At 34.0% G+C, this 23,052-nt stretch carries 26 protein-coding genes, 1 tRNA gene and 1 pseudogene; 19 read left to right on the top strand and 9 right to left on the bottom strand.

The annotated features are described in order from the left end of the window. The first annotated feature begins 43 nt into the window (after positions 1–43). The 5 genes from ACZ9HT_RS05170 (at position 44) to lipB (ending at position 4,492) form a co-directional block, all read left to right on the top strand. Positions 44–679, top strand: coding sequence for a phosphoribosylanthranilate isomerase (locus ACZ9HT_RS05170; protein ID WP_476039393.1), 636 nt, complete (start codon positions 44–46; stop codon positions 677–679). A gap of 89 nt (positions 680–768) precedes the next feature. Continuing rightward, on the top strand, positions 769–1,221 hold the full coding sequence (gene tnpA / locus ACZ9HT_RS05165) for an IS200/IS605 family transposase (protein WP_476039392.1): 453 nt from the start codon (positions 769–771) through the stop codon (positions 1,219–1,221). 90 nt (positions 1,222–1,311) lie between these two features. Continuing rightward, on the top strand, positions 1,312–2,493 hold the full coding sequence (trpB, locus tag ACZ9HT_RS05160; RefSeq protein ID WP_476039391.1) for a tryptophan synthase subunit beta: 1,182 nt from the start codon (positions 1,312–1,314) through the stop codon (positions 2,491–2,493). Positions 2,494–2,675: 182 nt separating this feature from the next. Further along, complete coding sequence (trpA, locus tag ACZ9HT_RS05155; RefSeq protein ID WP_476039390.1) at positions 2,676–3,458, top strand: tryptophan synthase subunit alpha; 783 nt, start codon at positions 2,676–2,678, stop codon at positions 3,456–3,458. A 311-nt stretch (positions 3,459–3,769) separates the two neighbouring features. Next, positions 3,770–4,492 carry a lipoyl(octanoyl) transferase LipB gene (gene lipB / locus ACZ9HT_RS05150; RefSeq protein ID WP_476039389.1) on the top strand — a complete coding sequence of 241 codons (723 nt, stop codon included), beginning with the start codon at positions 3,770–3,772 and terminating at the stop codon, positions 4,490–4,492. Between the two features lie 49 nt (positions 4,493–4,541). Here the strand turns inward: lipB and def are convergent, their stop codons facing one another. Together def and ACZ9HT_RS05140 are read right to left on the bottom strand one after the other, a co-directional pair. Continuing rightward, positions 4,542–5,159, bottom strand: a complete 618-nt coding sequence (gene def, locus ACZ9HT_RS05145) for a peptide deformylase (protein ID WP_476039388.1) — start codon at positions 5,157–5,159, stop codon at positions 4,542–4,544. Between the two features lie 3 nt (positions 5,160–5,162). Continuing rightward, the gene (locus ACZ9HT_RS05140) at positions 5,163–5,456 is read right to left on the bottom strand and encodes a putative quinol monooxygenase (RefSeq protein WP_476039387.1); all 294 of its coding nucleotides are present in this window, start codon (positions 5,454–5,456) and stop codon (positions 5,163–5,165) included. 133 nt (positions 5,457–5,589) lie between these two features. Here ACZ9HT_RS05140 and ACZ9HT_RS05135 point away from each other — a divergent pair, with 133 nt between their 5' ends. Further along, positions 5,590–6,930, top strand: a complete 1,341-nt coding sequence (locus ACZ9HT_RS05135) for a dihydrolipoamide acetyltransferase family protein (protein WP_476039386.1) — start codon at positions 5,590–5,592, stop codon at positions 6,928–6,930. Between the two features lie 28 nt (positions 6,931–6,958). On the opposite strand, the gene ACZ9HT_RS05130 is transcribed toward ACZ9HT_RS05135, so the two are convergent. Beyond that, positions 6,959–7,165, bottom strand: coding sequence for a hypothetical protein (locus ACZ9HT_RS05130; protein ID WP_476039385.1), 207 nt, complete (start codon positions 7,163–7,165; stop codon positions 6,959–6,961). A gap of 93 nt (positions 7,166–7,258) precedes the next feature. Here ACZ9HT_RS05130 and ACZ9HT_RS05125 point away from each other — a divergent pair, with 93 nt between their 5' ends. After that, complete coding sequence (locus ACZ9HT_RS05125; RefSeq protein ID WP_476039384.1) at positions 7,259–7,729, top strand: N-acetyltransferase family protein; 471 nt, start codon at positions 7,259–7,261, stop codon at positions 7,727–7,729. Between the two features lie 70 nt (positions 7,730–7,799). On the opposite strand, the gene ACZ9HT_RS05120 is transcribed toward ACZ9HT_RS05125, so the two are convergent. Then, entirely contained in the window at positions 7,800–8,249 is a 450-nt protein-coding gene (locus ACZ9HT_RS05120) for a GAF domain-containing protein (RefSeq protein ID WP_476039383.1), read from the bottom strand. Positions 8,250–8,262: 13 nt separating this feature from the next. Continuing rightward, positions 8,263–9,699: a TonB-dependent receptor gene (locus ACZ9HT_RS05115; protein ID WP_476039382.1), complete on the bottom strand. Its 1,437-nt coding sequence runs from the start codon at positions 9,697–9,699 to the stop codon at positions 8,263–8,265. 47 nt (positions 9,700–9,746) lie between these two features. Between ACZ9HT_RS05115 and ACZ9HT_RS05110 the strand changes: the two genes are divergently transcribed. After that, a complete protein-coding gene (locus tag ACZ9HT_RS05110) occupies positions 9,747–10,511 on the top strand; it encodes an MBL fold metallo-hydrolase (protein ID WP_476039381.1) in 765 nt (254 codons plus the stop codon). Between the two features lie 103 nt (positions 10,512–10,614). Further along, a tRNA-Leu gene (locus ACZ9HT_RS05105) sits at positions 10,615–10,696 on the top strand. Positions 10,697–10,826: 130 nt separating this feature from the next. Here ACZ9HT_RS05105 and ACZ9HT_RS05100 read toward each other — a convergent pair. After that, positions 10,827–11,474 (bottom strand): SOS response-associated peptidase, encoded by a 648-nt coding sequence (locus tag ACZ9HT_RS05100; RefSeq protein WP_476039380.1) that lies wholly within the window; start codon positions 11,472–11,474, stop codon positions 10,827–10,829. A 9-nt stretch (positions 11,475–11,483) separates the two neighbouring features. Then, positions 11,484–11,837 (bottom strand): hypothetical protein, encoded by a 354-nt coding sequence (locus ACZ9HT_RS05095; RefSeq protein ID WP_476039379.1) that lies wholly within the window; start codon positions 11,835–11,837, stop codon positions 11,484–11,486. 165 nt (positions 11,838–12,002) lie between these two features. Here ACZ9HT_RS05095 and ACZ9HT_RS05090 point away from each other — a divergent pair, with 165 nt between their 5' ends. The 10 genes from ACZ9HT_RS05090 (at position 12,003) to ACZ9HT_RS05045 (ending at position 21,631) form a co-directional block, all read left to right on the top strand. Next, positions 12,003–12,695 (top strand): hypothetical protein, encoded by a 693-nt coding sequence (locus ACZ9HT_RS05090; protein ID WP_476039378.1) that lies wholly within the window; start codon positions 12,003–12,005, stop codon positions 12,693–12,695. Between the two features lie 9 nt (positions 12,696–12,704). Then, entirely contained in the window at positions 12,705–14,276 is a 1,572-nt protein-coding gene (locus ACZ9HT_RS05085; protein WP_476039377.1) for a type I restriction-modification system subunit M, read from the top strand. A gap of 1 nt (position 14,277) precedes the next feature. Further along, positions 14,278–15,504: a restriction endonuclease subunit S gene (locus ACZ9HT_RS05080; protein WP_476039376.1), complete on the top strand. Its 1,227-nt coding sequence runs from the start codon at positions 14,278–14,280 to the stop codon at positions 15,502–15,504. 94 nt (positions 15,505–15,598) lie between these two features. Further along, the gene (locus ACZ9HT_RS05075; RefSeq protein WP_476039375.1) at positions 15,599–16,153 is read left to right on the top strand and encodes a hypothetical protein; all 555 of its coding nucleotides are present in this window, start codon (positions 15,599–15,601) and stop codon (positions 16,151–16,153) included. A gap of 5 nt (positions 16,154–16,158) precedes the next feature. After that, a complete protein-coding gene (locus ACZ9HT_RS05070) occupies positions 16,159–16,578 on the top strand; it encodes a helix-turn-helix domain-containing protein (RefSeq protein WP_476039374.1) in 420 nt (139 codons plus the stop codon). Positions 16,579–16,580: 2 nt separating this feature from the next. Further along, the gene (locus tag ACZ9HT_RS05065; RefSeq protein WP_476039373.1) at positions 16,581–17,027 is read left to right on the top strand and encodes a hypothetical protein; all 447 of its coding nucleotides are present in this window, start codon (positions 16,581–16,583) and stop codon (positions 17,025–17,027) included. A 45-nt stretch (positions 17,028–17,072) separates the two neighbouring features. Continuing rightward, on the top strand, positions 17,073–19,958 hold the full coding sequence (locus ACZ9HT_RS05060) for a type I restriction endonuclease subunit R (RefSeq protein ID WP_476039372.1): 2,886 nt from the start codon (positions 17,073–17,075) through the stop codon (positions 19,956–19,958). 49 nt (positions 19,959–20,007) lie between these two features. Further along, the gene (locus tag ACZ9HT_RS05055; RefSeq protein ID WP_476039371.1) at positions 20,008–20,892 is read left to right on the top strand and encodes a hypothetical protein; all 885 of its coding nucleotides are present in this window, start codon (positions 20,008–20,010) and stop codon (positions 20,890–20,892) included. 26 nt (positions 20,893–20,918) lie between these two features. Continuing rightward, a complete protein-coding gene (locus tag ACZ9HT_RS05050; RefSeq protein WP_476039370.1) occupies positions 20,919–21,497 on the top strand; it encodes a hypothetical protein in 579 nt (192 codons plus the stop codon). Continuing rightward, positions 21,494–21,631 (top strand): hypothetical protein, encoded by a 138-nt coding sequence (locus ACZ9HT_RS05045; RefSeq protein WP_476039369.1) that lies wholly within the window; start codon positions 21,494–21,496, stop codon positions 21,629–21,631. The genes ACZ9HT_RS05050 and ACZ9HT_RS05045 overlap by 4 nt, the downstream gene beginning before the upstream one ends. A 33-nt stretch (positions 21,632–21,664) precedes the next feature. On the opposite strand, the pseudogene ACZ9HT_RS05040 reads toward ACZ9HT_RS05045, so the two are convergent. Next, a pseudogene (locus ACZ9HT_RS05040) lies at positions 21,665–21,808 on the bottom strand (DUF3871 family protein); the annotation flags it as partial. A 308-nt stretch (positions 21,809–22,116) separates the two neighbouring features. Continuing rightward, entirely contained in the window at positions 22,117–23,034 is a 918-nt protein-coding gene (locus tag ACZ9HT_RS05035; protein WP_476039368.1) for a phage/plasmid replication domain-containing protein, read from the bottom strand. Positions 23,035–23,052 lie beyond the last annotated feature (18 nt).

Below are 23,052 nucleotides of genomic sequence, written 5' to 3'. Positions count from 1 at the left end.
TAAAAAAGAAATAAAATCAATTTGGCTTTAGCCAAAACTTATTATGAAATTAAAAGTTTGCGGTCTCACAAAACTCAATCAAATTGAAGAATTAATTTCTTTGAATACCGATTTTTTAGGGTTTGTTTTTTATGATAAATCACCGCGTTATGTTTTGAACTCTTTGACTTTAGACCAAATTAAATCTATTACTCATCAAGGAAAAGTCGGAGTTTTCGTCAATGAAAGTCAAGACCAAATCATAGAAATCGCTGAAAAAGCAGATCTCAATTTCATTCAACTTCACGGCGATGAAAGCGACCAATCCATTTCCGAATTAAGAGAAAAACTTAATTCTGAAATTAAAATAATCAAAGTTTTCCGAATAGGAACGGAGTTCCAAAATTTAAAATCTAAAATTCGAAATTTAAAATCTGACGTCGATTATTTTCTTTTCGATACCGATTCAAAATCGTTCGGTGGAACAGGACATTCTTTCGACTGGCAAATTTTAAATGACCTTGAAATTACTAAACCTTTTTTTTTAAGTGGTGGAATTTCAGAAGATAATATTGTAAATCTAAAATTGTTAAAAAAACAACCTTTTGCCTTAGACATCAATTCAAGATTTGAAATTAGACCCGGAAATAAGGATTTAGAAAAAATAAAATTGTTTAAACAAGAATTAGTCACGAAGTGAAGGCTTAATAAAGAATAGGATATAATCCTATGACTTAATAAGAATAGGATACAATCCTATTACAGTATTTCAATTAAAAACCCAAAATCATGGCTCAATCATTATCGCAAATTTTTATACACCTCATATTTTCGACAAAATATCGGGAAGATTTTATTGATGAAAAAATAGAGTCAGAGTTATTCAAATATATTGCGACTATCTGTAAAGATTTCGAAAGTCCTGCATTGAAAATTGGTGGTACAGATGATCACATTCACATTTTGGGAATTCTTTCCAGAAAGATTGCAGTGATGAAATTGGTTCAGGAAATAAAATCACATTCATCCAGTTGGATAAAAAAAAAGGGTCCGAAGTATGAAAATTTTTTCTGGCAGGATGGATATGGAGTTTTTTCTGTGGACAAAAGTAATTTAAACGTCACTTCCAAAAATATTGAAAATCAGAGAGAACATCACAGACAAAAAGACTTTAAAACCGAATTTATAGAAACCTTAAAAAATAATGACGTGCAATACGACGAAAAATATCTCTGGGATTAAAATACGGTACACGTCGCAAATACCAGATAGGATTTCATCCTATCCTTCATTAAACCGCCACTTCGTGGCTTCGTAAAAATAAAATATAAAATGAAAAATTATAAAAACCCCGACGAAAACGGATATTACGGCGAATTTGGTGGCGCTTTCGTTCCCGAAATGCTTTATCCAAACGTAGAAGAATTACAGGATAAATATATTGACATTATCAGCACTCCTGAATTCCAAAAAGAATTTCGAGACTTACTTAAAGATTATGTCGGTCGCGCGACACCGCTTTATTTTGCGAAAAATTTGAGTGAGAAATATCAGACGCAGATTTATTTAAAACGAGAAGATCTCAATCACACTGGAGCGCATAAAATCAATAATGCTTTGGGACAGGTTTTACTTGCCAAAAAATTAGGAAAAAAACGAATTATCGCAGAAACCGGTGCAGGTCAACACGGCGTTGCAACTGCGACTGCATGTGCATTGATGAATTTGGAATGCATCGTTTACATGGGCGAAGTCGATATCGCGAGACAGGCACCAAATGTTGGACGAATGAAAATGTTGGGTGCGACAGTCATTCCCGCAACCTCCGGTTCAAAGACGTTGAAAGACGCCGTAAACGAAGCTTTAAGAGACTGGATCAACAACGCCACGACAACGCATTATATCATTGGAAGTGTGGTCGGTCCGCATCCTTTTCCAGATTTGGTAGCACGGTTTCAAAGCGTGATTTCGGAAGAAATTAAATGGCAGTTGAAAGAAAAGATCGGTCGGGAAAATCCTGATTACGTCATTGCCTGCGTCGGTGGTGGAAGCAATGCTGCCGGAACGTTCTATCATTTTGTGAATGAAGAAAGCGTCAAATTAATTGCAGCTGAAGCCGGAGGTTTTGGACTCGATTCAGGGAAATCTGCGGCCACAACTTTTCTTGGAACTTTGGGGATTTTGCACGGAAGTAAAAGTATCGTCATGCAAACGGAAGATGGACAAGTTATCGAGCCACATTCGATTTCTGCAGGATTAGATTATCCAGGAATTGGACCTTTTCACGCGAATTTATTTACAGAAAAAAGAACCGAGTTTTTCAGTATTACCGATGATGAAGCTTTAAAATCAGCTTTCGAATTAACTAAAATTGAAGGAATTATTCCGGCTTTGGAAAGCGCGCATGCTTTGGCGGTTTTGGAAAAGAAAAAGTTTGCGAAAGATGATGTAGTCGTGATTTGTTTGAGTGGTCGAGGCGATAAAGATCTGGAAATGTATCTTAATAATTTGTAATATTTTTTGGGCGACAATTTCCGCCCTCCATTCCCGCTTTTTTAATTGGTGGCTTCGACTCCGCTCAGCCACCAATTAAAAAGAGCTCCATTCAGGTCGGGTCGCAAATCGCGCTCCTCAAAAAATTATTTTTAAAATAAAAGTAATTTTGTCAAATTCAATTCAAAAAAACGAAATAAATAATGATCGACAATATTAACATCCAGCATCCAACTTCCAGCATCCAGCCGCAAAAAAAACTCAATATCTATTTCACGGCAGGAATTCCGAATTTAGAAGACACCACGGAAATCATGAAAACCATCCAGAATTCTGGTGCAGATTATATGGAAATCGGAATGCCGTATTCTGATCCTGTTGCAGATGGAGAAGTCATTCAGAAAGCTCATGAGATCGCGTTGAAAAACGGAATGACCATCGCAAAACTTTTCGAACAGCTGAAAACGGTAAAAGAAGAGATCAAAATTCCCGTTGTTTTAATGGGTTATATTAATCCTGTTTTAAGTTTCGGCTTTGAGAATTTCTGTAAAGAATGCGCAGATTCCGGCGTTTCTGGGTTAATTATTCCAGATCTGCCACCGATTGAATTTGAGAAAAATTACAGCGAAATCCTGAAGAAATATAATCTCAATTTTACGTTCCTCGTCACTCCGGAAACTTCAGAGAAACGAATTAAATATCTGGATGAATTAAGTTCCGGATTTCTTTATGCAGTTTCAAGTTCTTCGACCACAGGAAACGAAAATAAAGAAGTCAAAAACGAAGAATACTTAACAAATCTTTCAGAGCTCGATTTAAAAAATCCGGTATTCATCGGCTTTGGAATAAAAGATAAAACCGATTTCGCGAACGTAACCGAAAAAGCAGAAGGTGGAATTATCGGAACTGCTTTCGTGAAAATTCTTTTAGGAAATGACGACTGGAAACAGAAAGGAAGCGACTTTATTCATAGCATAAAGAATTAAATTTTGTAAATTTACAACTGCAAAATCTTTAAAGCACGAAAGCCACAAAAGCCCAATGTGATAAAGAAGCTCTTCAGAAGAAATCAAAAAATACAAACTGATTTTACTTACAAGTTTTCAAAGTTTTGAATAGTTTATTGAAAAAATAAATCCTTCTAAACCAGAAAAACATTGGTGTAAAAGCGAAGTCTCGCAATAGGGATAGTAGTGAAAATCCTTTTTTGGAAAAAAAGATTGTAACGGATAGCCCGACCTGAGTTGGTGATGGAAAGCAAGGACAACGAAGGGATTGCCCAAAATAAATATCGAAAATGACAAGCACACAAAATAGAACTTTGCAATTTCAGGAATTAGGTTTGATGGATTATCTTCCCGCTTTTGAATATCAGGAAAAACTGATGAAAGAAATCATCGCTTTGAAACTGAAAAACCGTGATCGAATCGATGAAATTCAAGAGGTAACTCCTAATTATTTATTGTTTGTCGAACATCCGCATGTTTACACTTTGGGGAAATCTGGTCATGAAGAAAATATGCTGGCCAATTCTAAACGGTTGGAAGAAATCAATGCGACTTACGTGAAAACCAATCGTGGCGGAGATATTACCTATCACGGTTTTGGACAATTGGTTGGTTATCCAATTTTAGATCTTGATAATTTCAAATCCGACATCCATTTATATATGCGGAATTTGGAGGAAGTCATAATTCGCACCATTGCAGAATTTGGCTTGAAAGGAGAAAGAAGTGAAGGCGAAACCGGAGTTTGGTTGGATGTAGGAAAACCTTACGCGCGTAAAATTTGTGCAATGGGCGTGAAGACTTCAAAATGGGTGACGATGCACGGTTTTGCTTTAAATGTGAATACCGATCTTAGATATTTTGAATATATCATTCCGTGTGGAATTAAAGATAAAACGGTGACTTCTTTGAAACGGGAACTGGAACGGGAATTTTCTGAAGCTGAAATTGGTGATCTCAAAGAGAAAATTAAAAAACACTTTTCTGAAGTTTTTGATGCAAAATTTATTTAGCTCAACACCATTAAATAATAGAAATCATCTTTTTTAAAGATGATTTCTATTATGGTAACTCTTTGTAAAATTCTGCTTTTTCGAAAGTTTTTAAGTTCTGCTTTTTAATTTTATCCGAAATTAAAATCCCCGAAAGATGATCGATTTCGTGCTGCATAATTACGGCGGTGAAACCTTCCACGATTTCCGTATGTTTTTTTCCGTCCAAATCGTAGAATTCAATTTGGATGACCTGACTTCTGTAAAAATAATCTCTGAAGGTTTCGATAGAAAGATCACCTTCCGGACCAAAATTTAAAATTTTGGAACGCCATACAATTCTCGGATTAATTAAACATTCCAGCGGATTTTCCGTTTGGTCAAAACGTTTTACCCAGATTATGTTACGGTTAATTCCGACTTGTGCCGCCGCAATTCCAACCCCGCTGTTCGTAGAAAGTAAGGCCAGTTTTATGCGGTTCACTAAAATTTTCGTGTTCTTATCTTTTGGATTTACATCGATCGACTGATCAAGTAAAACAAAATGTTGCAGTGAATCCGAGGTCTGAAAAATGGGCATCGCAGTTTCAATATCTCCGTCTTTAATCCTGAGAAGTTCAGCGTCGGTAAATCTTTGCGCGAAAGAAAAAATCGAAAACAGCAGGAAGAGCAATGAAACTTTTTTCATTTCTTAAAATGTTTTGTAACCTTTGTAAACCTCCGGAGATTTGCTGAAAAGTGATACCGATTGTATTCTGAAATTGGTTAAATGATCACTGATGTTGTGTTGATGGTGATGTTGCTGACTTTCCCAAAGTTCTGTGATAAAGAAAACGCCTTTGTTTTCGAAATCTTCTACCAGATCGTATTGCAGACAACCTTCTTCCTTTCGGGTCTCAATTACCAATTTTTTAAGCAGTTCGAGCGCGTCCATGAGATCATTTTCTTTAAAGTGAAACACAGCGATTATGGATAAATTTTTCATTGTTTTAAATTAGGCTTCAAAGATAGAAAAGTGAAACGTTAATTTTTGAAATAAATTCAAAAAAAGTGGGTTTAAAATCATTTATTCTTAATTGCTAAAAATTTTTATCTTTGTAAGAATCAATAAAGTAAAAATGGCAGAATATAAATTAATTCTTCCTTCGATGGGAGAAGGCGTGATGGAAGCAACGATCATCAGTTGGATGTTTAACGAAGGAGATATGGTAAAGGAGGACGATTCCGTTGTAGAAATCGCAACCGATAAAGTTGATTCCGATGTTCCGACCCCAGTTTCCGGGAAAATCATAAAAATTTTAAAGCAAAAAGATGAAATCGCAAAAATCGGCGAAGTCATTGCGATATTAGAAGTTGCAGGTGAAGGAGAATCAGTTTCTGATCAGCCGCAGGAACCAAAATCTGCCGAAGAAGTGAAAACTCAGATTCCAAATGCAGATTCAGAAGTCGTAAAAGGTCTGGAAGAAGCGATGGAAAGTTCAAAAAGCTCTACAGGTTTTGAAGGTTCCGATCTTTATTTATCACCTTTGGTAAAATCGATCGCACAACAGGAAAATATTTCCGAAAATGAACTGCAGAACATTAAAGGAAGTGGTTTAGACGGTCGCATTACGAAAGAAGATATTTTATCGTTTGTTTCTACAAGAGGTCAGCAAAAGGCCGAGATGCAAACTCCGGTTCAAGCACAACCAATTCCAACTCCGGCTCCGAAGGCAGTTGCGCCAGTTTCTACGCCAATGATTGTTGGACAAGGCGACGAGGTTATTCAAATGGACCGCGTTAGAAAGATCATCGCCGAGGCAATGGTTAAAAGCAAACATACCGCGCCACACGTAACGTCTTTCATCGAAACCGATGTTACGAATGTTGTGAAATGGAGAACGAAACATAAGGATCTTTTCGAAAAAAGAGAAGGTGAGAAATTGACGTATATGCCAATTTTTGTGAAAGCGATCGTGAAGGCAATTCAGGATTTCCCAATGATCAACGTTTCTGTAGATGGTGATAAGATCATCAAAAAGAAAAATATTAATATTGGAATGGCAACCGCTCTTCCAGACGGAAATTTAATTGTTCCTGTTATTAAAAATGCAGATCAGCTTTCACTTTCAGGATTAGCAAAAGCGATCAATGATCTGGCTTTCCGTGCGAGAAATAAAAAATTGAGACCCGAAGACACGCAGGGAGCAACTTACACGATTTCCAATGTTGGTGGATTTGGTAATTTAATGGGAACGCCGATTATTCCGCAACCTCAAGTCGCTATTTTGGCGGTTGGAGCCATCGTTAAAAAACCTGCAGTTTTAGAAACCAAAGACGGCGACGTTATTGCGATCCGTAACTTAATGTTCATGTCACATTCTTACGATCACCGTGTAGTAGACGGTTCTTTGGGAGGAATGTTCTTAAAACATGTTCACGATTATTTACAGAACTGGGATCTGGATACCGAAATTTAAGATCTCAAAAAATAGTAAACTAAAACCTTCAGAAAACTTTCTGGAGGTTTTTTTTAGGAGCTTTTTCGCGCTCTACACTATATCTTTTTCTTTTTGCCACGGCATTTCCATTCAAAAGAAAAAGGATGCCGTTTCGATCGCGGCTAGTTACGCGTAGGTTTTCTAAGGAAATTGGTAGAAAGATCATAAAATTATCTACCACGAATTCACGAATGTTTTTTCTGTGATTTGACATCGCTAGTACGGAAGATTCGTGTATTCGTGGTTTTTCTTAAGCTAACTAATTCTTTCAAAGTTGTTATCTTTGGCTTCTAAAAATTAAGTTAATATGTTCAATATCCGAAAAGCTACCGAAGAAGATTCCCCAATAATTTTTGATCTTATAAAAAAATTGGCTGTTTACGAAAAAATGGAAAATGACGTGGTAACTTCTGTGGAAGAAATTCGCCGGAATATTTTCGATAAGAAATATGCAGAAGTAATTATTGCAGAAGAAGAGGACAAACCCGTTGGTTTTGCTCTTTATTTCTATAATTTTTCTACATTCGTTGGTAAGCCTGGTTTGTACTTGGAAGATCTTTTCGTAGAACCGGAATTTCGCGGAAAAGGCTATGGCAAAAAACTATTTGTAGAACTTTCTCAAATAGCCAAAGCAAAAAAATGTGGTAGAATGGAGTGGTCGGTTCTGGATTGGAATACGCCAGCAATTAAATTTTATGAATCGCTTCAGGCCAAACCAATGAATGGATGGTCGGTTTTTAGATTAGATGAAAAAGGAATTGCCGATTTGGCGGAATAAAAAAACTGCTGAAAAAACAAAAAGTGTGGATTCGTTAAAAATCCACACTTTTTTTATTTTAATCACTTGATTACATAATTTTCGCTATTTCGTCGCACAACCAGTGCAGCATTTCCTGATCATCTTTTGTAAAAGGATCAATGGTATGCGAATCAATATCGATCTGACCAATATTTTGACCGTCTTTCATAATGGGAACTACGATTTCAGCTTTAGTATCGATGGAGCAGCTTAAGTAATTGTCCTGATCGTGAACATCTGGCACTACAAAAGTCTCGTTGGATACTGCAACCTGTCCGCAAATACCTTTTCCGTAAGGAATAATGGTATGATCCGTTGGTGCTCCAACGTAAGGTCCCAGAATCAACTCTTCTTTGTCGCCGTTTTTAAAGTAAAATCCGGTCCAGTTGAAGTAGGAAATTTCCTGATCTAGAAGATGACAAACTTTTTGTAGCTTAACTTCTGTAGTGTTATTTGGACTTTCTAAAATGATAGAAAGACGTTTTTTAATTTCTGACATTATTTTAATTTTTTTAAGAAAACTCCTTTAATTTTAATTCTTCTTTATAACCGAACATTCCGCGTTCTTTAATCATATCAGCAACCTCTGCAGGTATTTGTTTTTCCCAACCGGGCTCGTGATTTGCAATTTTGCTTAGGATCTCGCGGGAATAAATTTCAGAATAGGCTGGATTGTAATTTTGAATATCTACGATCCGCTGATTCAGTTTAAAATATTTGTATAATTCCTTCAGATTATCGGTAACCTTCAGATTATTAGAGGTCAATAATTCGTGTGTCTCCGGATCTTTATAAGGATATAAGTAAACGGTCATTCCTTTTCTGAAGAACTTTCCGAAAGCCTCTAAAATACCACCAGAGAGGAATTTATAATAGTTTTCATCAAACACATCCAAAAGATTATTTACCCCCATTGCAACACCAATATTTCCGCCGGTGTAATGCGCGAAGTAATCAATTAACCGATAATATTCTGAGAAATTAGAAATGATAACTGTGTATCCGAGTTTTGCCAAAACATCAACTCTGTCCAGAAAATCTCTTTCGTCGATATCTCCGGCAGCTCTTAAATTCGAAATGGTAATTTCAAAAAGAACTTCTTTTTCTTCAAAACTACATTCCGAATCTTTCATGAACATTTCCAAACCTTTCTCGAACATATCAATATTCACCAAGGTTACAGGACGAAAACTCCCCCGAACGGCGAAAATATTTTTTTTATACAGAATATCTGCGGGCAACATGTTATTCCCCTGTGGATTGAAAATTACAGCGTCGGTCATTCCATTTTTTACCAGCTGCAAACTCATTAATCGGTTGTCAACATAGGTAAAAGCAGGTCCGCTGAAGTCGATCATATCAATTTCTACATTATCGGTAGAGATATCATCGTACAAAGATTCGATGAGTCTTCGTGGATTATCTGCATAATTAAAGGCGCCATAAATCAAATTCACTCCAAGTCCACCAAGTGTTTCCTGCTGAAGCGTGGTATCATTCTCGTTAAATTTTACATGGAAAACAATTTCGTTATAATCTTCTTTTTCATCGAGTTGAAATCGTAACCCAACCCAACCGTGACCTCTCATCGTTTTATCGAAATTGATTGTTGTTACGGTATTGGCGTAAGAAAAAAACTTTCTGCCGGGATTATTTTCGCGGGACAAACGTTCTTCTATTAAAGAAACTTCATAACGAAGCATTTTTCTAAGACGGTTTTGAGTTACATATCTGTTACGGACTTCTTTACCATAGATCGCATCACTAAAATCTTTATCGTAAGCCGACATCGCTTTTGCAATGGTTTGCGAGGCGCCGCCCGCTCTAAAAAAATGACGTACCGTTTCCTGTCCGGCACCAATTTCGGCAAAAGTTCCGTAGATATCGGGGTCTAAATTAATGGCTAAGGCCTTTTGTTTAGGTGTTAATTTTTGATTAATCACAGACAATTCTTATTTTTTGTAAATTTACCACTAATATTCCTAGTTCAAAAGAAATGAAGTTGAAATTTTTAGGAACAGGAACCTCGCAAGGTATTCCTGTTATTGGTTGCCACTGCGAAGTTTGCACATCAGCGAATCCGAAAGATAACCGGTTTCGGTCGTCGGGTTTGGTGAGTACACATTCCGGTGAAAAGATCCTTATCGACTGCGGTCCGGATTTTAGAATGCAAATGCTAACTAATAAAGAAGATCATGTGGATGCGGTCTTGATTACCCACGAACATAATGATCACGTTATCGGTCTTGACGACTTACGGCCTTTAATTTTTCGAAGTCATAAAGACATGCCGATCTATTGTAATGAGAGGGTAGGAGCGGAAATCAAAAATAGATTTCCGTATGCTTTTTCGGACATTAAATATCCGGGTGCACCGTCGTTTGAATTACATGAGATCAAAGAAAATTTTGAACTGTTTGGGACTGAAATAATTCCCATTGAAATATTGCACTACAAAATTTCAATTTTAGGTTTTAAGTTTAAAAATCTGGCTTACATTACCGATGCAAGTTTTATTTCGGAAAAGGAAAAGGAAAAACTGAAAAATCTTGATTATCTCATATTAAACTGCATTCGAAAAGAAGAGCTGCATCCGGCACATTTTATTTTGCCGCAGGTTTTAGAGCTTTTTGAAGAACTTCGCCCGAAGAAATTATATCTCACTCATATTTCTCATCATCTAGGACTGCACGCCGAAACTGAAAGTGAACTGCCAGAAAATGTGCATCTTGCGTATGATGGATTGGTGCTCGATTTTTAAATGAATAACACCTAAAGCCAGTTGTAGAAAGATTTTTGAAAAAACTCAGAAAATAATTTTTCAGAAATGAAAATAATTCTATATTTGCACACCAATTAAAAACGCCCGGTTGGCGGAATTGGTAGACGCGCTAGACTCAAACTCTAGTATCGCAAGATGTGCCGGTTCGATTCCGGCACCGGGTACTCTTAACCACTGTTAATCTATTGATTATCAGTGGTTTTTATTTTTATCGGTAACAAAATAGTAACATAATGAGGAAAACCACTTGAAGACAAATGGTTTTTATAAATTATTTACCACAAATATTTGATCCTAAAAAAGAGTTGTAGGATTTGCAGTATCTAAATTCACAGCAACTAACTGCGGATTATAATTTGGGAAAGCAAAATGATCAATAGACCTGTCAGATAACCAAGCTTCTTCTGCTTCCTTAGATAGAACCAAAGGCATTCTGTCCTTTGTATTATGGATTTCAGACATTAGTTCATTAGCATTAGAAGTTACAATTGAAAAGCTAGTGAGGGTTTCATTAGTGTATTTATCTGTCCAAATATTATAAATACCTCCTAAAGCAAATGGTTGATTACCATTTTCTAAATGGATGAAGTATTTCTCTTTATTTTTTCCTTTAGAATCTAACCACTTCCATTCATAAAAACCATTAACCAAAACTAAGCATCTGTTAGAAACTGAATTTTTAAAACTTGGCTTTTCTGTCAAAGTTTCTATTCTAGCATTTAAGGTCATTTTCTGAACCTTTCTATCTTTTGACCAGAATGGAATTAATCCCCAATCTCCCAATATAGCTTCATCAGAATTTTCATCCATAATAATGGGTGTTTTAGGATGTGAGAATCCATTCAAAAATCCAGAACCTTTAAAGTCTGGAGCATTATATTCTACTCCAAATGAGTCCTTGATTTCTTTTTTGGTAAGGTTGTTTGAAATGTAGTAGCACATAAAATAAGTTTAATTACAGTCACAAGTGTAGTCCATTATATAAGCATGAAATGCCTCGCCGTAACTACCAAACATTCCCTCTGATTTGAATTTAGACCATCTTTGATAGCTTATACCACAGAATATGTAAGGTTTACCGGAAAAATCATATTCATTGCTTTTAAGATAAGCAATTACTAATCCTCCACCATCTACTTCGTAATATTCAGCTTTTGCAATCATTGATGAATTTATTGGACTGATTCTATCTGGTGAAGAGTCAGAAGATTTTGCATACCTCACTAAATCACTACAAGAAGCATTCTGTGCACTGAACATGGTCGCAAATAATATTGCACAAAAAAATAAAATTTTTCTCATCATTGTTTTTTTTTAAAATTACTAAATATTCAGTCCACATTTAAATAATAAACGTAATAATTTTCATTTTATAAATATTTCATTTATTTTTAATTGACTTTACACCATTTTAAATCTTGGTGTAAATCCAAAATTATCTATATTTGGAAAACACAAGAAACATTCTAAATGAAGAAAATTTCTATCCTTTTACTTTTCCTTACTCTCCTTTTCTCATGTCAAAAATCTAATAGTTCTACAAGCACTTCTGATGAGGTAATAGAATCTAATACGGCAACTTCCTTTGTGGACTTTTCTCAAGAAATAGATCCGGACGATATGGAAATATCTGATGATAATGATGTGCAAATATATCTGGACTCAACTGGTGAATATCCTGATGGAACCTATTGTGCAGAGGTAGAATACTATAATTCATCTACAGGTACTAGAAGGAGTTATGATTTAGATGTAGAAGTTCAAAATGGTGATTTAGTTCAAATTGATTGGCCAAATGGAGGTTGGTTAGACTCTACCCATTTTTCACCTGAAAGCATTTCTTCTGGAGAGGTATCTTTCAGAAGTGATAAAGGTTATCAATATACTGTAAGTATTGGTTCTTTTGGTGGTGGATGTTCAGGAGGTTATCAATTGAGAAACTCAGTTAATAATGATATAGAGGAGCAAGCACAAAAGGTTGAAGATGAAACTTGCCCTAATTGTGGAAGCTACAAATATGCATATGATGAGATATGCAGTTCCTGCAAAAGAAAAATGGAAGATGAAAAAGATCATACTTGTCCACAATGTGGAGGTAGAAAATTCTCTAGTTTTGATGAGGTGTGCAGTTCCTGTGAGAGAAAAATTGAACAAGAAAATTAAGTAAAATAAATGTCAGAAGAACATAAGAAACAATTAGAACAGCAACTCTGGAATATTGCCAATGCCCTGAGAGGGAAAATGGGTGCAGATGAATTCCGGGATTATATATTAGGATTTATCTTTTACAAGTATCTGTCTGAAAAGATGAATCTCTTTGCCAATAAGATTTTAGCAGAAGATAAAATTCAGTATCAAACCATTGATGAACATTCGGATCTAGGAAAAGAATATCTTGGAGCCATCAGAGATGAAGCCTTGGAGAGTTTGGGATATTACCTAAAACCTTCTGAACTCTTCTCCCAGATAACCAAGAAAGGAAATTCTGAAACTTTAGAGAATACTTTTGTGATTGAGGATATTCAGAAAATCCTGACGAATATTCAGTTAAGTACTATGGGAACAGAATCTGAAGAGGATTTTGATAATCTCTTTGAGGATATGGATCTGAATAACACCAAACTGGGCAAAACTCCCACCCAAAGAAATGAACTGATCTCTAAAGTCCTCTTTCATTTAGACAATATTGATTTTCAGTTAGAAGATACGGAATTAGATGTTTTGGGTGATGCCTATGAATATCTGATTGCACAGTTTGCAAGTGGTGCTGGTAAAAAAGCAGGTGAATTTTATACTCCACAACAGGTAAGTAAAGTTCTTGCAAAGATTGTTACAGTCAATAAAGACAAGTTAAAATCTGTTTATGATCCTACGTGTGGAAGTGGATCTTTGCTCTTAAGAGTTGCCAAAGAAGTGAAAGATCAAGTTGGAGATTTTTATGGACAGGAACTCAATAGAACTACTTACAATTTAGCACGCATGAACATGATTCTTCGTGGCGTACATTTTAGAAAATTTGATATTAAGCAAGAAGATACTCTTGAGCACCCACAACATATTGGGCAGGAATTTGAAGCCATTGTAGCCAATCCTCCTTTTTCTGCACAATGGTCTGCAAACCCACTCTTCACTTCAGATGAAAGGTTTTCTCCTTATGGTAAATTAGCACCAGGTTCTAAAGCAGATTTTGCTTTTGTACAGCACATGGTTTATCATCTGGCAGAGAATGGAACTATGGCAGTAGTATTACCGCATGGTGTTTTATTTAGAAGTGGCGCAGAAGGACATATCAGAAAGTTCCTTATTGAAAATAGAAACTATCTGGATGCTGTGATTGGTTTACCTGCCAATCTATTTTATGGAACTTCTATCCCAACGGCTATTTTGGTATTCAAGAAATGCAGAGATACGCCAGAAACAGTACTTTTTATAGATGCCAGCAATAATTTTGAAAAGGTAAAAACCCAAAATTATCTGCGCGAAGAAGATATTGAAACCCTTTTTGAAACCTATAAAAACAGAACAGATTTAGAAAAATATTCCCGCAATGTTCCTTTAACAGAAATTGCAGAGAATGATTACAATCTGAATATCCCAAGATACATTGATACTTTTGAAGCAGAAGATGCTGTTGATCTTTCTACTGTTGCTAAGGAATTGCAGGATTTAGAACACAAGATTTCACAAGCTGATATGGATTTAGCAGTTTTCTGTGAGGAGTTAGAAATTTTAAAACCTTTTTAGAATGAGTAGTCCAAAATTAAGGTTTAATGGGTTTTCTGAGGAATGGGATATAAAAAAACTTGGAACATTAACTACAAAAGTAGGAAGTGGCAGTACTCCAAAAGGCGGTGTAGAAGTTTATACTAAAGAAGGAATAATCTTTATAAGAAGTCAAAATGTTATTGGTAATAAATTACAGGTTGATGATGTTCATATTCCTGAATCTATTCATAAGAAAATGTCTGGCAGTAAAGTTTTACATAATGATATTTTACTCAATATAACTGGAGGTTCTATTGGTAGAAGTTGTGTTGTTCCTGAAGATTTTACAGAAGGAAATGTCAATCAGCATGTTGCTATTATTAGACTTAAAAAAGATAACCCCGTATTCTTTCAGACAATACTTTCTTCTGAAATAGGACAAAAATTAATATTCCAGGCAATGACTGGAAGTGGTAGAGAAGGATTAAATTTTGAAAGTATTAAGGGTTTTAAAATTACCTTCCCTGATAAACCAGAGCAAGAAAAAATTGCCACTTTATTTACCACCATTGATCAAAAACTCAATTTATTAAAAGAGAAAAAAGAAAAACTGGAACTCTATAAAAAAGGAGTGATGCAACAAATCTTTTCCCAAAAACTCAGATTCAAAGATGATAAGGGAAATGAGTTTGCTGAGTGGGAAGAAAAGAAGTTGGGGGAAGTAGCGCACAGAATCACATTTAAAAACAAAGAGGATAATCAAAACGTCTTAACCATATCTGCTCAACAAGGATTAATTAGTCAATTAGAATATTTTAATAAATCTGTTTCTGCTAAAAACTTAACCAATTATTATCTAATTGAAAAAGATGATTTTGCTTATAACAAAAGTTATTCAAAAGGGTATCCAATGGGAGCAATAAAAAGATTGAATAGATATGCTAAAGGAGTTGTTTCAACTTTATATATATGTTTTAGGTTTGATAAAAATCAGATTGATATGACTTTTATCGAACAACTTTTTGAAGCAGGAACACATATTAAAGAATTAGAGAACATAACACAAGAAGGAGCAAGAAATCATGGACTATTGAACATTGCATTAAGTGATTTCTTTAATATTAATTTGAATATTCCATCACTTCCAGAACAAGAAAAAATAGCCAAAGTTTTAAGTACTTTAGATGCAAAGATCAACTTGGTAGAAATCCAAATCCAAAAAACAGAACTTTGGAAAAAAGGATTGTTGCAGCAGATGTTTGTGTAGGTTGAGAAGAGCTAAGTAAAAAGTAAAAAGAGCCAAATAAAAAGAGCATATTTTAAACTAATGAATTTAAAAGTAAACCTATAGGTTGATTAATATGAAATTTAAATGTATCTTCGCAGAGAAATTATACGCTGTTGTTCTACCCAGAAACCTGGAGGAAGAGTATGGTATTGATGAAATAGATGAACTTGAGAGAGTTTTAGAATTGTGGCAAGATGTGGAATATCTCAAGAAGTTTTATGATGATAATAAGGAAATCATTAATAATGATCCATTCTGTTCCCATATTAAAGATATCCGTGATTTTATAGAACAGATATTTGATGAATCAGAAGAAATTGAAGCATTGATTAAAGAGCACTTTGATAATGATACTATTGAACAATTATTTGAATACTTACATAAAAAAGTTACTGATGAGAATAAAGATCTTCGTAAAGCAAGACAAGAATTTCTTAGAATCTACGCTATTAAACTTAAGTTAGAAGATGAATATATTATAACTGGTGGAGCAATAAAAATCACAAAAACCATGCAGGGACATCCTGACACCATTCATCAATTAGAATTACTACACGAAGTCCAAAATTTTATTAAAGAAAATGATATCTATGATATTGACTCATTAATAGGATACATTAACCAATAAGTACTATGGAAACAAAAAAATCACTCAAGGAATTTTCCTGTGGCTCAGATACTCGCTTAATAGAGAAAATTAAAGAAAGAAATTCCAATAAAATGCAAATGCGAACTTATAAAAGGTTGGCTTTAGATATTTTGTTGAAATTGGATGAACCTGGCTGGTCTCAGAAAAGATTGGCAGACGAGTTAGGGGTTTCTGCACAGTATGTCAGCAAGATGGTAAAAGGGAATCACAAATTTGGGGGAGATCTTCTTTGTAAATTAGAGGAAATTCTAGACTTACCCATTTTTGTTCAGAATCTCCCACGTGAAACCAAAAGATTAATTTTACAGCAAAAGCACACTGAACTAACCAATACTAAAAGTTATCAGGCGGTTGTAATTCCTATGGTCTCTTCAGCACAAATTCCACAATATGCTCAAATGTAATTATGAAAAATAAAGAAAACATTGAATTTGCATTAGTATCAATATCTACTGAAGAATTTGCAAAATTTGAAGAAAACTTTAAAGAAAATAGAGAGATTGACCATCAATTTAATTTTGGTGTTGGCTTCAATGTAAGTGATACAGATAAATTAGTAGAATGGAATTTTGAGATCCAAGCATTAATAGATGAAAAAATAATGTTAAAGGGAAAATTTACTTTTACATTTAAAATTTCAAACTCTTCGTGGGAAGATTTAGAAGATAATAATCAGGTAATCATTCCAAGAAACATTCTTGCACATTTTGCAATGCTTTCAGTGGGTTCAATCAGAGGAATCTTATTTGAGAAATTGTCTAAAGGAGATTCTCCATTATCAAAATACATACTTCCATTACTTAACGTGAATGATGCTATTAAAGAAGATATTTTACTGGAAATCACTAAATAATATTTAGAACCTCTCCTATAAACGATTTTTCTATTCAATCCATTTATGTCCAGACAATCAGAACAAGCCTTAGAGGAACAACTTTTAAAACAACTACAGAAGATAGGTTATACTGCTGTAACTATTCCTGATGAAAAAACTCTAGTTGCCAATCTTAAAACTCAATTAGAGAAGCATAATAAAACAGAGTTCTCCGCTAATGAATTTGATAAAGTTTTGAATATTCTGAACAAAGGTTCTGTCTTTGAAAAAGCCAAAACTCTTCGGGAAAAACAACATATCCTCAGAGATAATGGTGACAATCTTTATGTTGAATTTATCAATACAGAGGCTTGGTGTCAGAATGAATTTCAGGTGGCTAATCAAGTTACCATTGAAGGAAAATACAAGAATAGATATGATGTTACTATTTTAATTAATGGACTTCCACTCTGTCAGATTGAACTCAAGAGAAGAGGTTTAGAACTCAAGGAAGCATTTAACCAGGTGAACAGGTATCACAGACATTCTTATGCCTCTAATTCAGCCCTATTCCAGTACATTCAGATCTTTGTGATCAGTAATGGAGTGAACACAAAATACTACACTAACAACAGGAAACAATCCTTCAAACAAACCTTCTACTGGACAGACAGAGAAAATAACAGGTTAACCAATATTCTGAATGGGTTTACCACAGACTTTTTAGAGCCGTGTCATTTGTCAAAAATGATATGCAAGTATATTGTCATGAATGAAACCCATAAAATCCTAATGGTTTTAAGACCTTACCAATTTTATGCAGTTGAATCCATTGTGCAGATGGTTAAATCAACCAATAAGAATTGTTATATCTGGCACACTACAGGAAGTGGTAAAACTTTAACCTCCTTTAAGGCCAGTCAGATTCTTACAACTCTTCCAGAAGTTAAGAAAGTAGTTTTTGTAGTAGATAGAAAAGATCTGGATTATCAAACTACCAAAGAATTTAATAGTTTCAGCAAAGGGAGTATTGATGGAACTGACAATACCAAAGCCTTGGTTAAACAGTTTGAAGATGATACCAAGTTAATTGTAACTACTATTCAAAAACTGAATACTGCCATTTCCAAGAGTCATTATTTAAACAAGATGATTAAGCTTAAAGATGAAAAGATGGTATTTATTTTTGATGAGTGTCACAGATCACAATTTGGGGAAACTCATGGAAGGATTAAATCTTTCTTTAATAATATTCAGCTATTTGGTTTTACCGGAACTCCAATTTTTGCAGATAATGCAGTTAAAAATAGTCTAGGTAAAAGAACTACCAAAGAATTGTTTGGAGATTGTATTCATAAGTATGTGATTACAGATGCCATTAAAGATGAAAATGTTCTCAAGTTTTCTGTAGAATATGTGGGCAGGTTTAAACAGAAAGAAGGTTCAGCCACCAACATAGATATTGATGTAGAAAAGATTGATACCAAAGAAGCCATGGAATCAGATTCCAGAGTAGAAAAGATCACCAATTACATCATTCAAAACCACAACAGAAAGACTTACAATAAAGACTTTTCTGCATTGTTTGCTGTGAGCAGTATTGAAATGCTAACCAAATATTATGATTTATTCCAGAGGAAAAAACTCAATGGAGAGCACAATTTAAATATTGCTACCATTTTCAGTTATGGAGTTAATGAAGATGATCAGGATGCTAATGGATTGATTGATGAGGTTGAATTTCCACAAGTTGCAGAAGGAAGACCTGATTACAAAATTAATTCCCATTCCAGAGATAAACTGGAAGATTACATTCAGGATTATAATGAAACATTTGGAACTAAATACTCCACTAAGAATCAAGATGATTTCTATAATTACTACAATGATCTCTCTAAGAAATTAAAAGACAGAGAAAAAGATCCTGAAAATCCTGACAATAGAATTGATATTTTATTGGTAGTGAATATGTTCCTCACAGGTTTTGATGCTAAAAAAGTAAATACTTTATATGTTGATAAAAACCTCAAACATCATGGTTTAATCCAAGCCTACTCAAGAACCAACAGGATTCTGAATGAGAAAAAATCACAAGGGAATATTGTTGTCTTTAGAAATTTAAAAGAAGCTACAGATGAAGCCATTACTTTGTTCAGTAACAAGGAAGCAATTGAAGTTATTATTGTGCAACCTTATGAAGATTACACAGAGAAATTTAATGATCAGGTTGAGAAACTAAAAGCAATAGTTCCAACTGTAGATTCTGTAAATGAACTGGTATCAGAAGAAGATGAATTGGAATTTATCCAGGCATTTAGAGAACTGATGAGGACTAGAAATGTCCTGATGACTTTCACAGATTTCAAATGGGAAGATCTGGATATGCAGGAACAGGATTTTGAGGATTTTAAAAGTAAATATCTGGACCTTTATGACAAAGTACAATCAGGAACTGGTGGAGAAAAAGTTTCAATTCTGGAGGATATTGATTTTGAAGTAGAACTCATACATAAAGATGAAATAAATGTGACCTACATTCTTCAACTTCTAATTAAGATGAAAGGTCAAAGTGCTACTAAAAAAGAAGCCACCAAGAAAGCAATTCTGAATCTTCTAAACTCTGAGGTTAATCTTAGAAACAAAAGGGAGCTTATTGAGAAATTCATTAATGAAAATCTACCTGTTATAGATGATGAATCAGATGTTACAGAAGAGTTTGATAAGTACTGGATTAAAGAGCAGAAAAATGCATTCGATGATATTATTAATACAGAGGATCTCTCCCCAGAACTCACACAAAACATTATTGAGCATTATATGTTCTCTGAGAAAGAACCTCTGCGAGATGAGGTGTTAGGCTTGATTATGGGAGCTAAACCTACTCTACTGGAAAGGAAACCCAGAAGTGAAAAGATTCTGCACAAGATTGTGGGGTATGTGAATACTTTTGTGAGTGGGTTTGGAGGGTGAAGAAAATAAAACTCACCTTTTTAAATGAAGAAGCTGTAAAGATTGTAATATGGATAAACTTGAACAGGAGAAAATAGACTTATTTAAAAATAAGTTGCTGGAATTAAGTGAAGAACATGCAGTAGAGATATTTTATAGAGGAGAATCTAAAGAGAATCTACTAGGTGTTTTTAAATTACATTTGGAAGATTATAAAATTAATCAACTTGCTGAAAAACTATTTTTTTATGGAAACAAATCTATCTATTTTATAAGCACAGCCTATGAAAAGGATTTTAAAATAAATGATATATCACCAGAGATTTTCGAGTTCATATTTAAAGACTTTAGAAAACTTAGAAAGTCTAAAAGCTTAAGAACAAAAGAATTTATTGATACCAATAAAGAGTTGTTTTCTTTCTTTTTTGATTTAAAAAATAAACAAGAATTTGTTAAAAAAGTATTAGAACAATCACAGCAGGATATTTTTATAACAAGAAATTACTTACTATCTATTTTACACCAAATTGGAACATATACAAAATACAGAAAGACTTCTTATCACCTTTCTTCTTCATCATATGAAGAGGTTGCAACGAAGTTTTCTAAAGGAATAATCATAAAATTTTGGAAACCAAAATCTACTACTGATAAATATAGTGGGATATACCTTTTTAATTCTTTTGTATATCCAGAACAGAAGGAATTTTCAGTTTTTACAGCTATATTCCCTCATTACATACTATCTTTCACTCTTGATGGAATAGAATATTATAATCCATACATCCAAACAAGTTTAGATGCTGAGATGAGTATCTTATTTGGATTAGATATTAACCAAAAGGATTTTATTAAAAAGCTCTATTCTGAAACTGCTTTTGAAATGGGTGTGGAAAAAAGTCAAGATGGCACTCACAGAGAAATTAATAAATTAGAGTTAAGGGAGAAAGATTAAAAATTTGTAACTGATAAAATCTTACAATGAAAAAAAAATTAGATATTGACAAGGTAAGTCAATCAGACGCTGAGAATGAATACTTCTATAAGTTTAGAAATAGTGTAGAAGTTAATAAAAATAAAAGTCAAGATGATTTTGAAAAGTACATCAATCTTTGGTCAAGTGGTGGTGTGGTCATATCTTTAGTCATTGCAGGAAAATTAATAGAACAAAGCTTCGATGTTACATTTAAGTTACTGTTTATTTTAGGGTTAGTTAGTTTTTTGATTACTATCCTATCTAATTTATATTCACATAACAAGTCAATAAAGGACTCTGACTATATTTTAAATAATGCACAAAATTATGATCAACTATTTAATGAAAATTTCACAGCAAAAAATACAAAAAATAATAGAAGTGTCACCTTATTAAATGATATTTCATTATTTAGTTTTGTGACTGGAATTGTATGTATTTTAGCATTTGTAACCATAAACTTTATAAATATGAGCAATGAAAATAATCCTAAGCAAGGTACCCCTAAAGATCCTAAACCTTTAACAGAGGAGAAAGGAAGAATTAATCCAGTACCTGCAAAAGTTATAACGCCTAAAAAATGAGTAAGAAAATTAAACAAGAAGGTCCAGTTGGAATTCCTAAAACTAAAATAGGTGTTTTTATGGGTGGAAGAACAAACCCTACACCATCAAAACCAATTTTTTTAAAACCAACAGTTAAAAAAGGACAAAAATAAAAAGCCACCCCATATTTCTATGGAGTGGATCACCTAACTCAAAAACCAATGGTATGGTGAATTACCATTGAGTGCTTTCTGAACACCTTTTGAAAACTCAAAGGCATTCAGATTCCTATCTAGGAAAGTTACAATATAGGAGGACTTATTAGCCTGTGTGAAGAGGTTGTACAAATTCTAGCGGTTAATCCTTAAATCTTCTGGATCAATTTAATTTCCACTACTATTTCTCTGTTACATAGCAAAAGTATTAGACTGGTTCCTAAATTTTGGTATCCAATTTGAAACCGATTATATTATTTTATTACAAAGTGAAATCTCCTGAATACCCTATGTCAAAGGTTTTTGATGGTGTTTGTGTCAAAGTGTTAGTGTTACTATATAATATAAGGGCTATTAAAAAAACAGCCCTTTATATAATGTGTTTGATACCCGCCCATTCAATTTTAGGTAGAAGAAATTTGAAATCGAAAGTCGTTTTTAAACTACCTATAATATTCTGTCACTCTTAATACTTTACTATCCAATTCTTTTATTAATGGACTCTCTTCATTCAGTGCTCTCAGTTCCTGCAAGCTTTTTTTAAAACGTTGCGCTTCCTTTGAAGTACTAAAATTATCTCGCCACTGATCTGCTAGCTTGTTAACCTCATTTTGTCCTACAATTTCAATTAAAGCACTTAAAAGAAATTCTTTAGCATTTTTACTTGTCATTTTGTTTTCAATATTTGGTGTTAGTAATTTATTCTTCTTGATTTCATCGTATTCCCGGAACCATGCATCAACTCTCTTTTTGTAAAATACTTCGTTGAATAGATCAGCTACCGTGACGTGGCTCATTTGGAACTGTTTAGTCAATCTTTGCATAAATCTTAGCTCATATCTCAAAATATTTCTTTCATGCCAAATTTTGGGTATCTCTAAGCCGTTTGATTTAGCTTCCTTCACCTTGTTGTAGAAGAGCTTGGTTTTTATTCCACTATTATAGTAAATGCTGTCAGCTTGATGTAGACGTTTGTAATATTGACAATCACCCAAAAAATGATAATACTTGGTTACTTCGGCATCCATTATAAAATTATGTGCAACATCAATTCGGGTCATTTTTGCATCAAGCAAATTAACTAGCAGGATATCTTGAAGCTTTTCTATACTGTGCTGAGTTTCCTGTCTGGTTAATTTTGAAAAATTATCATTGTGCCAAAGTTTATTCAGACTTCCCTTAATTGATAAGCCATTCTCACTAATGGTTATGAAAAGATTCTCATACCTACCGCTATAATATTCAATGCCATTGCTTTTAATGGAGTGAATTGTGTTAGATAAAATAGCAGGTATCCTTTGGAGATACCCACTATTTTTTAAACTCTCTGCATTTTGCCAGATGCCCAAAGTGTCATACATGATAAGAAGGATTTAAGA

The sequence above is a fragment of the Chryseobacterium sp. UYP7 genome, assembly GCF_056279225.1.
The sequence above is the reverse complement of the archived record's forward strand: the minus strand, read 5'-3'. Positions and strand labels throughout refer to the sequence as shown.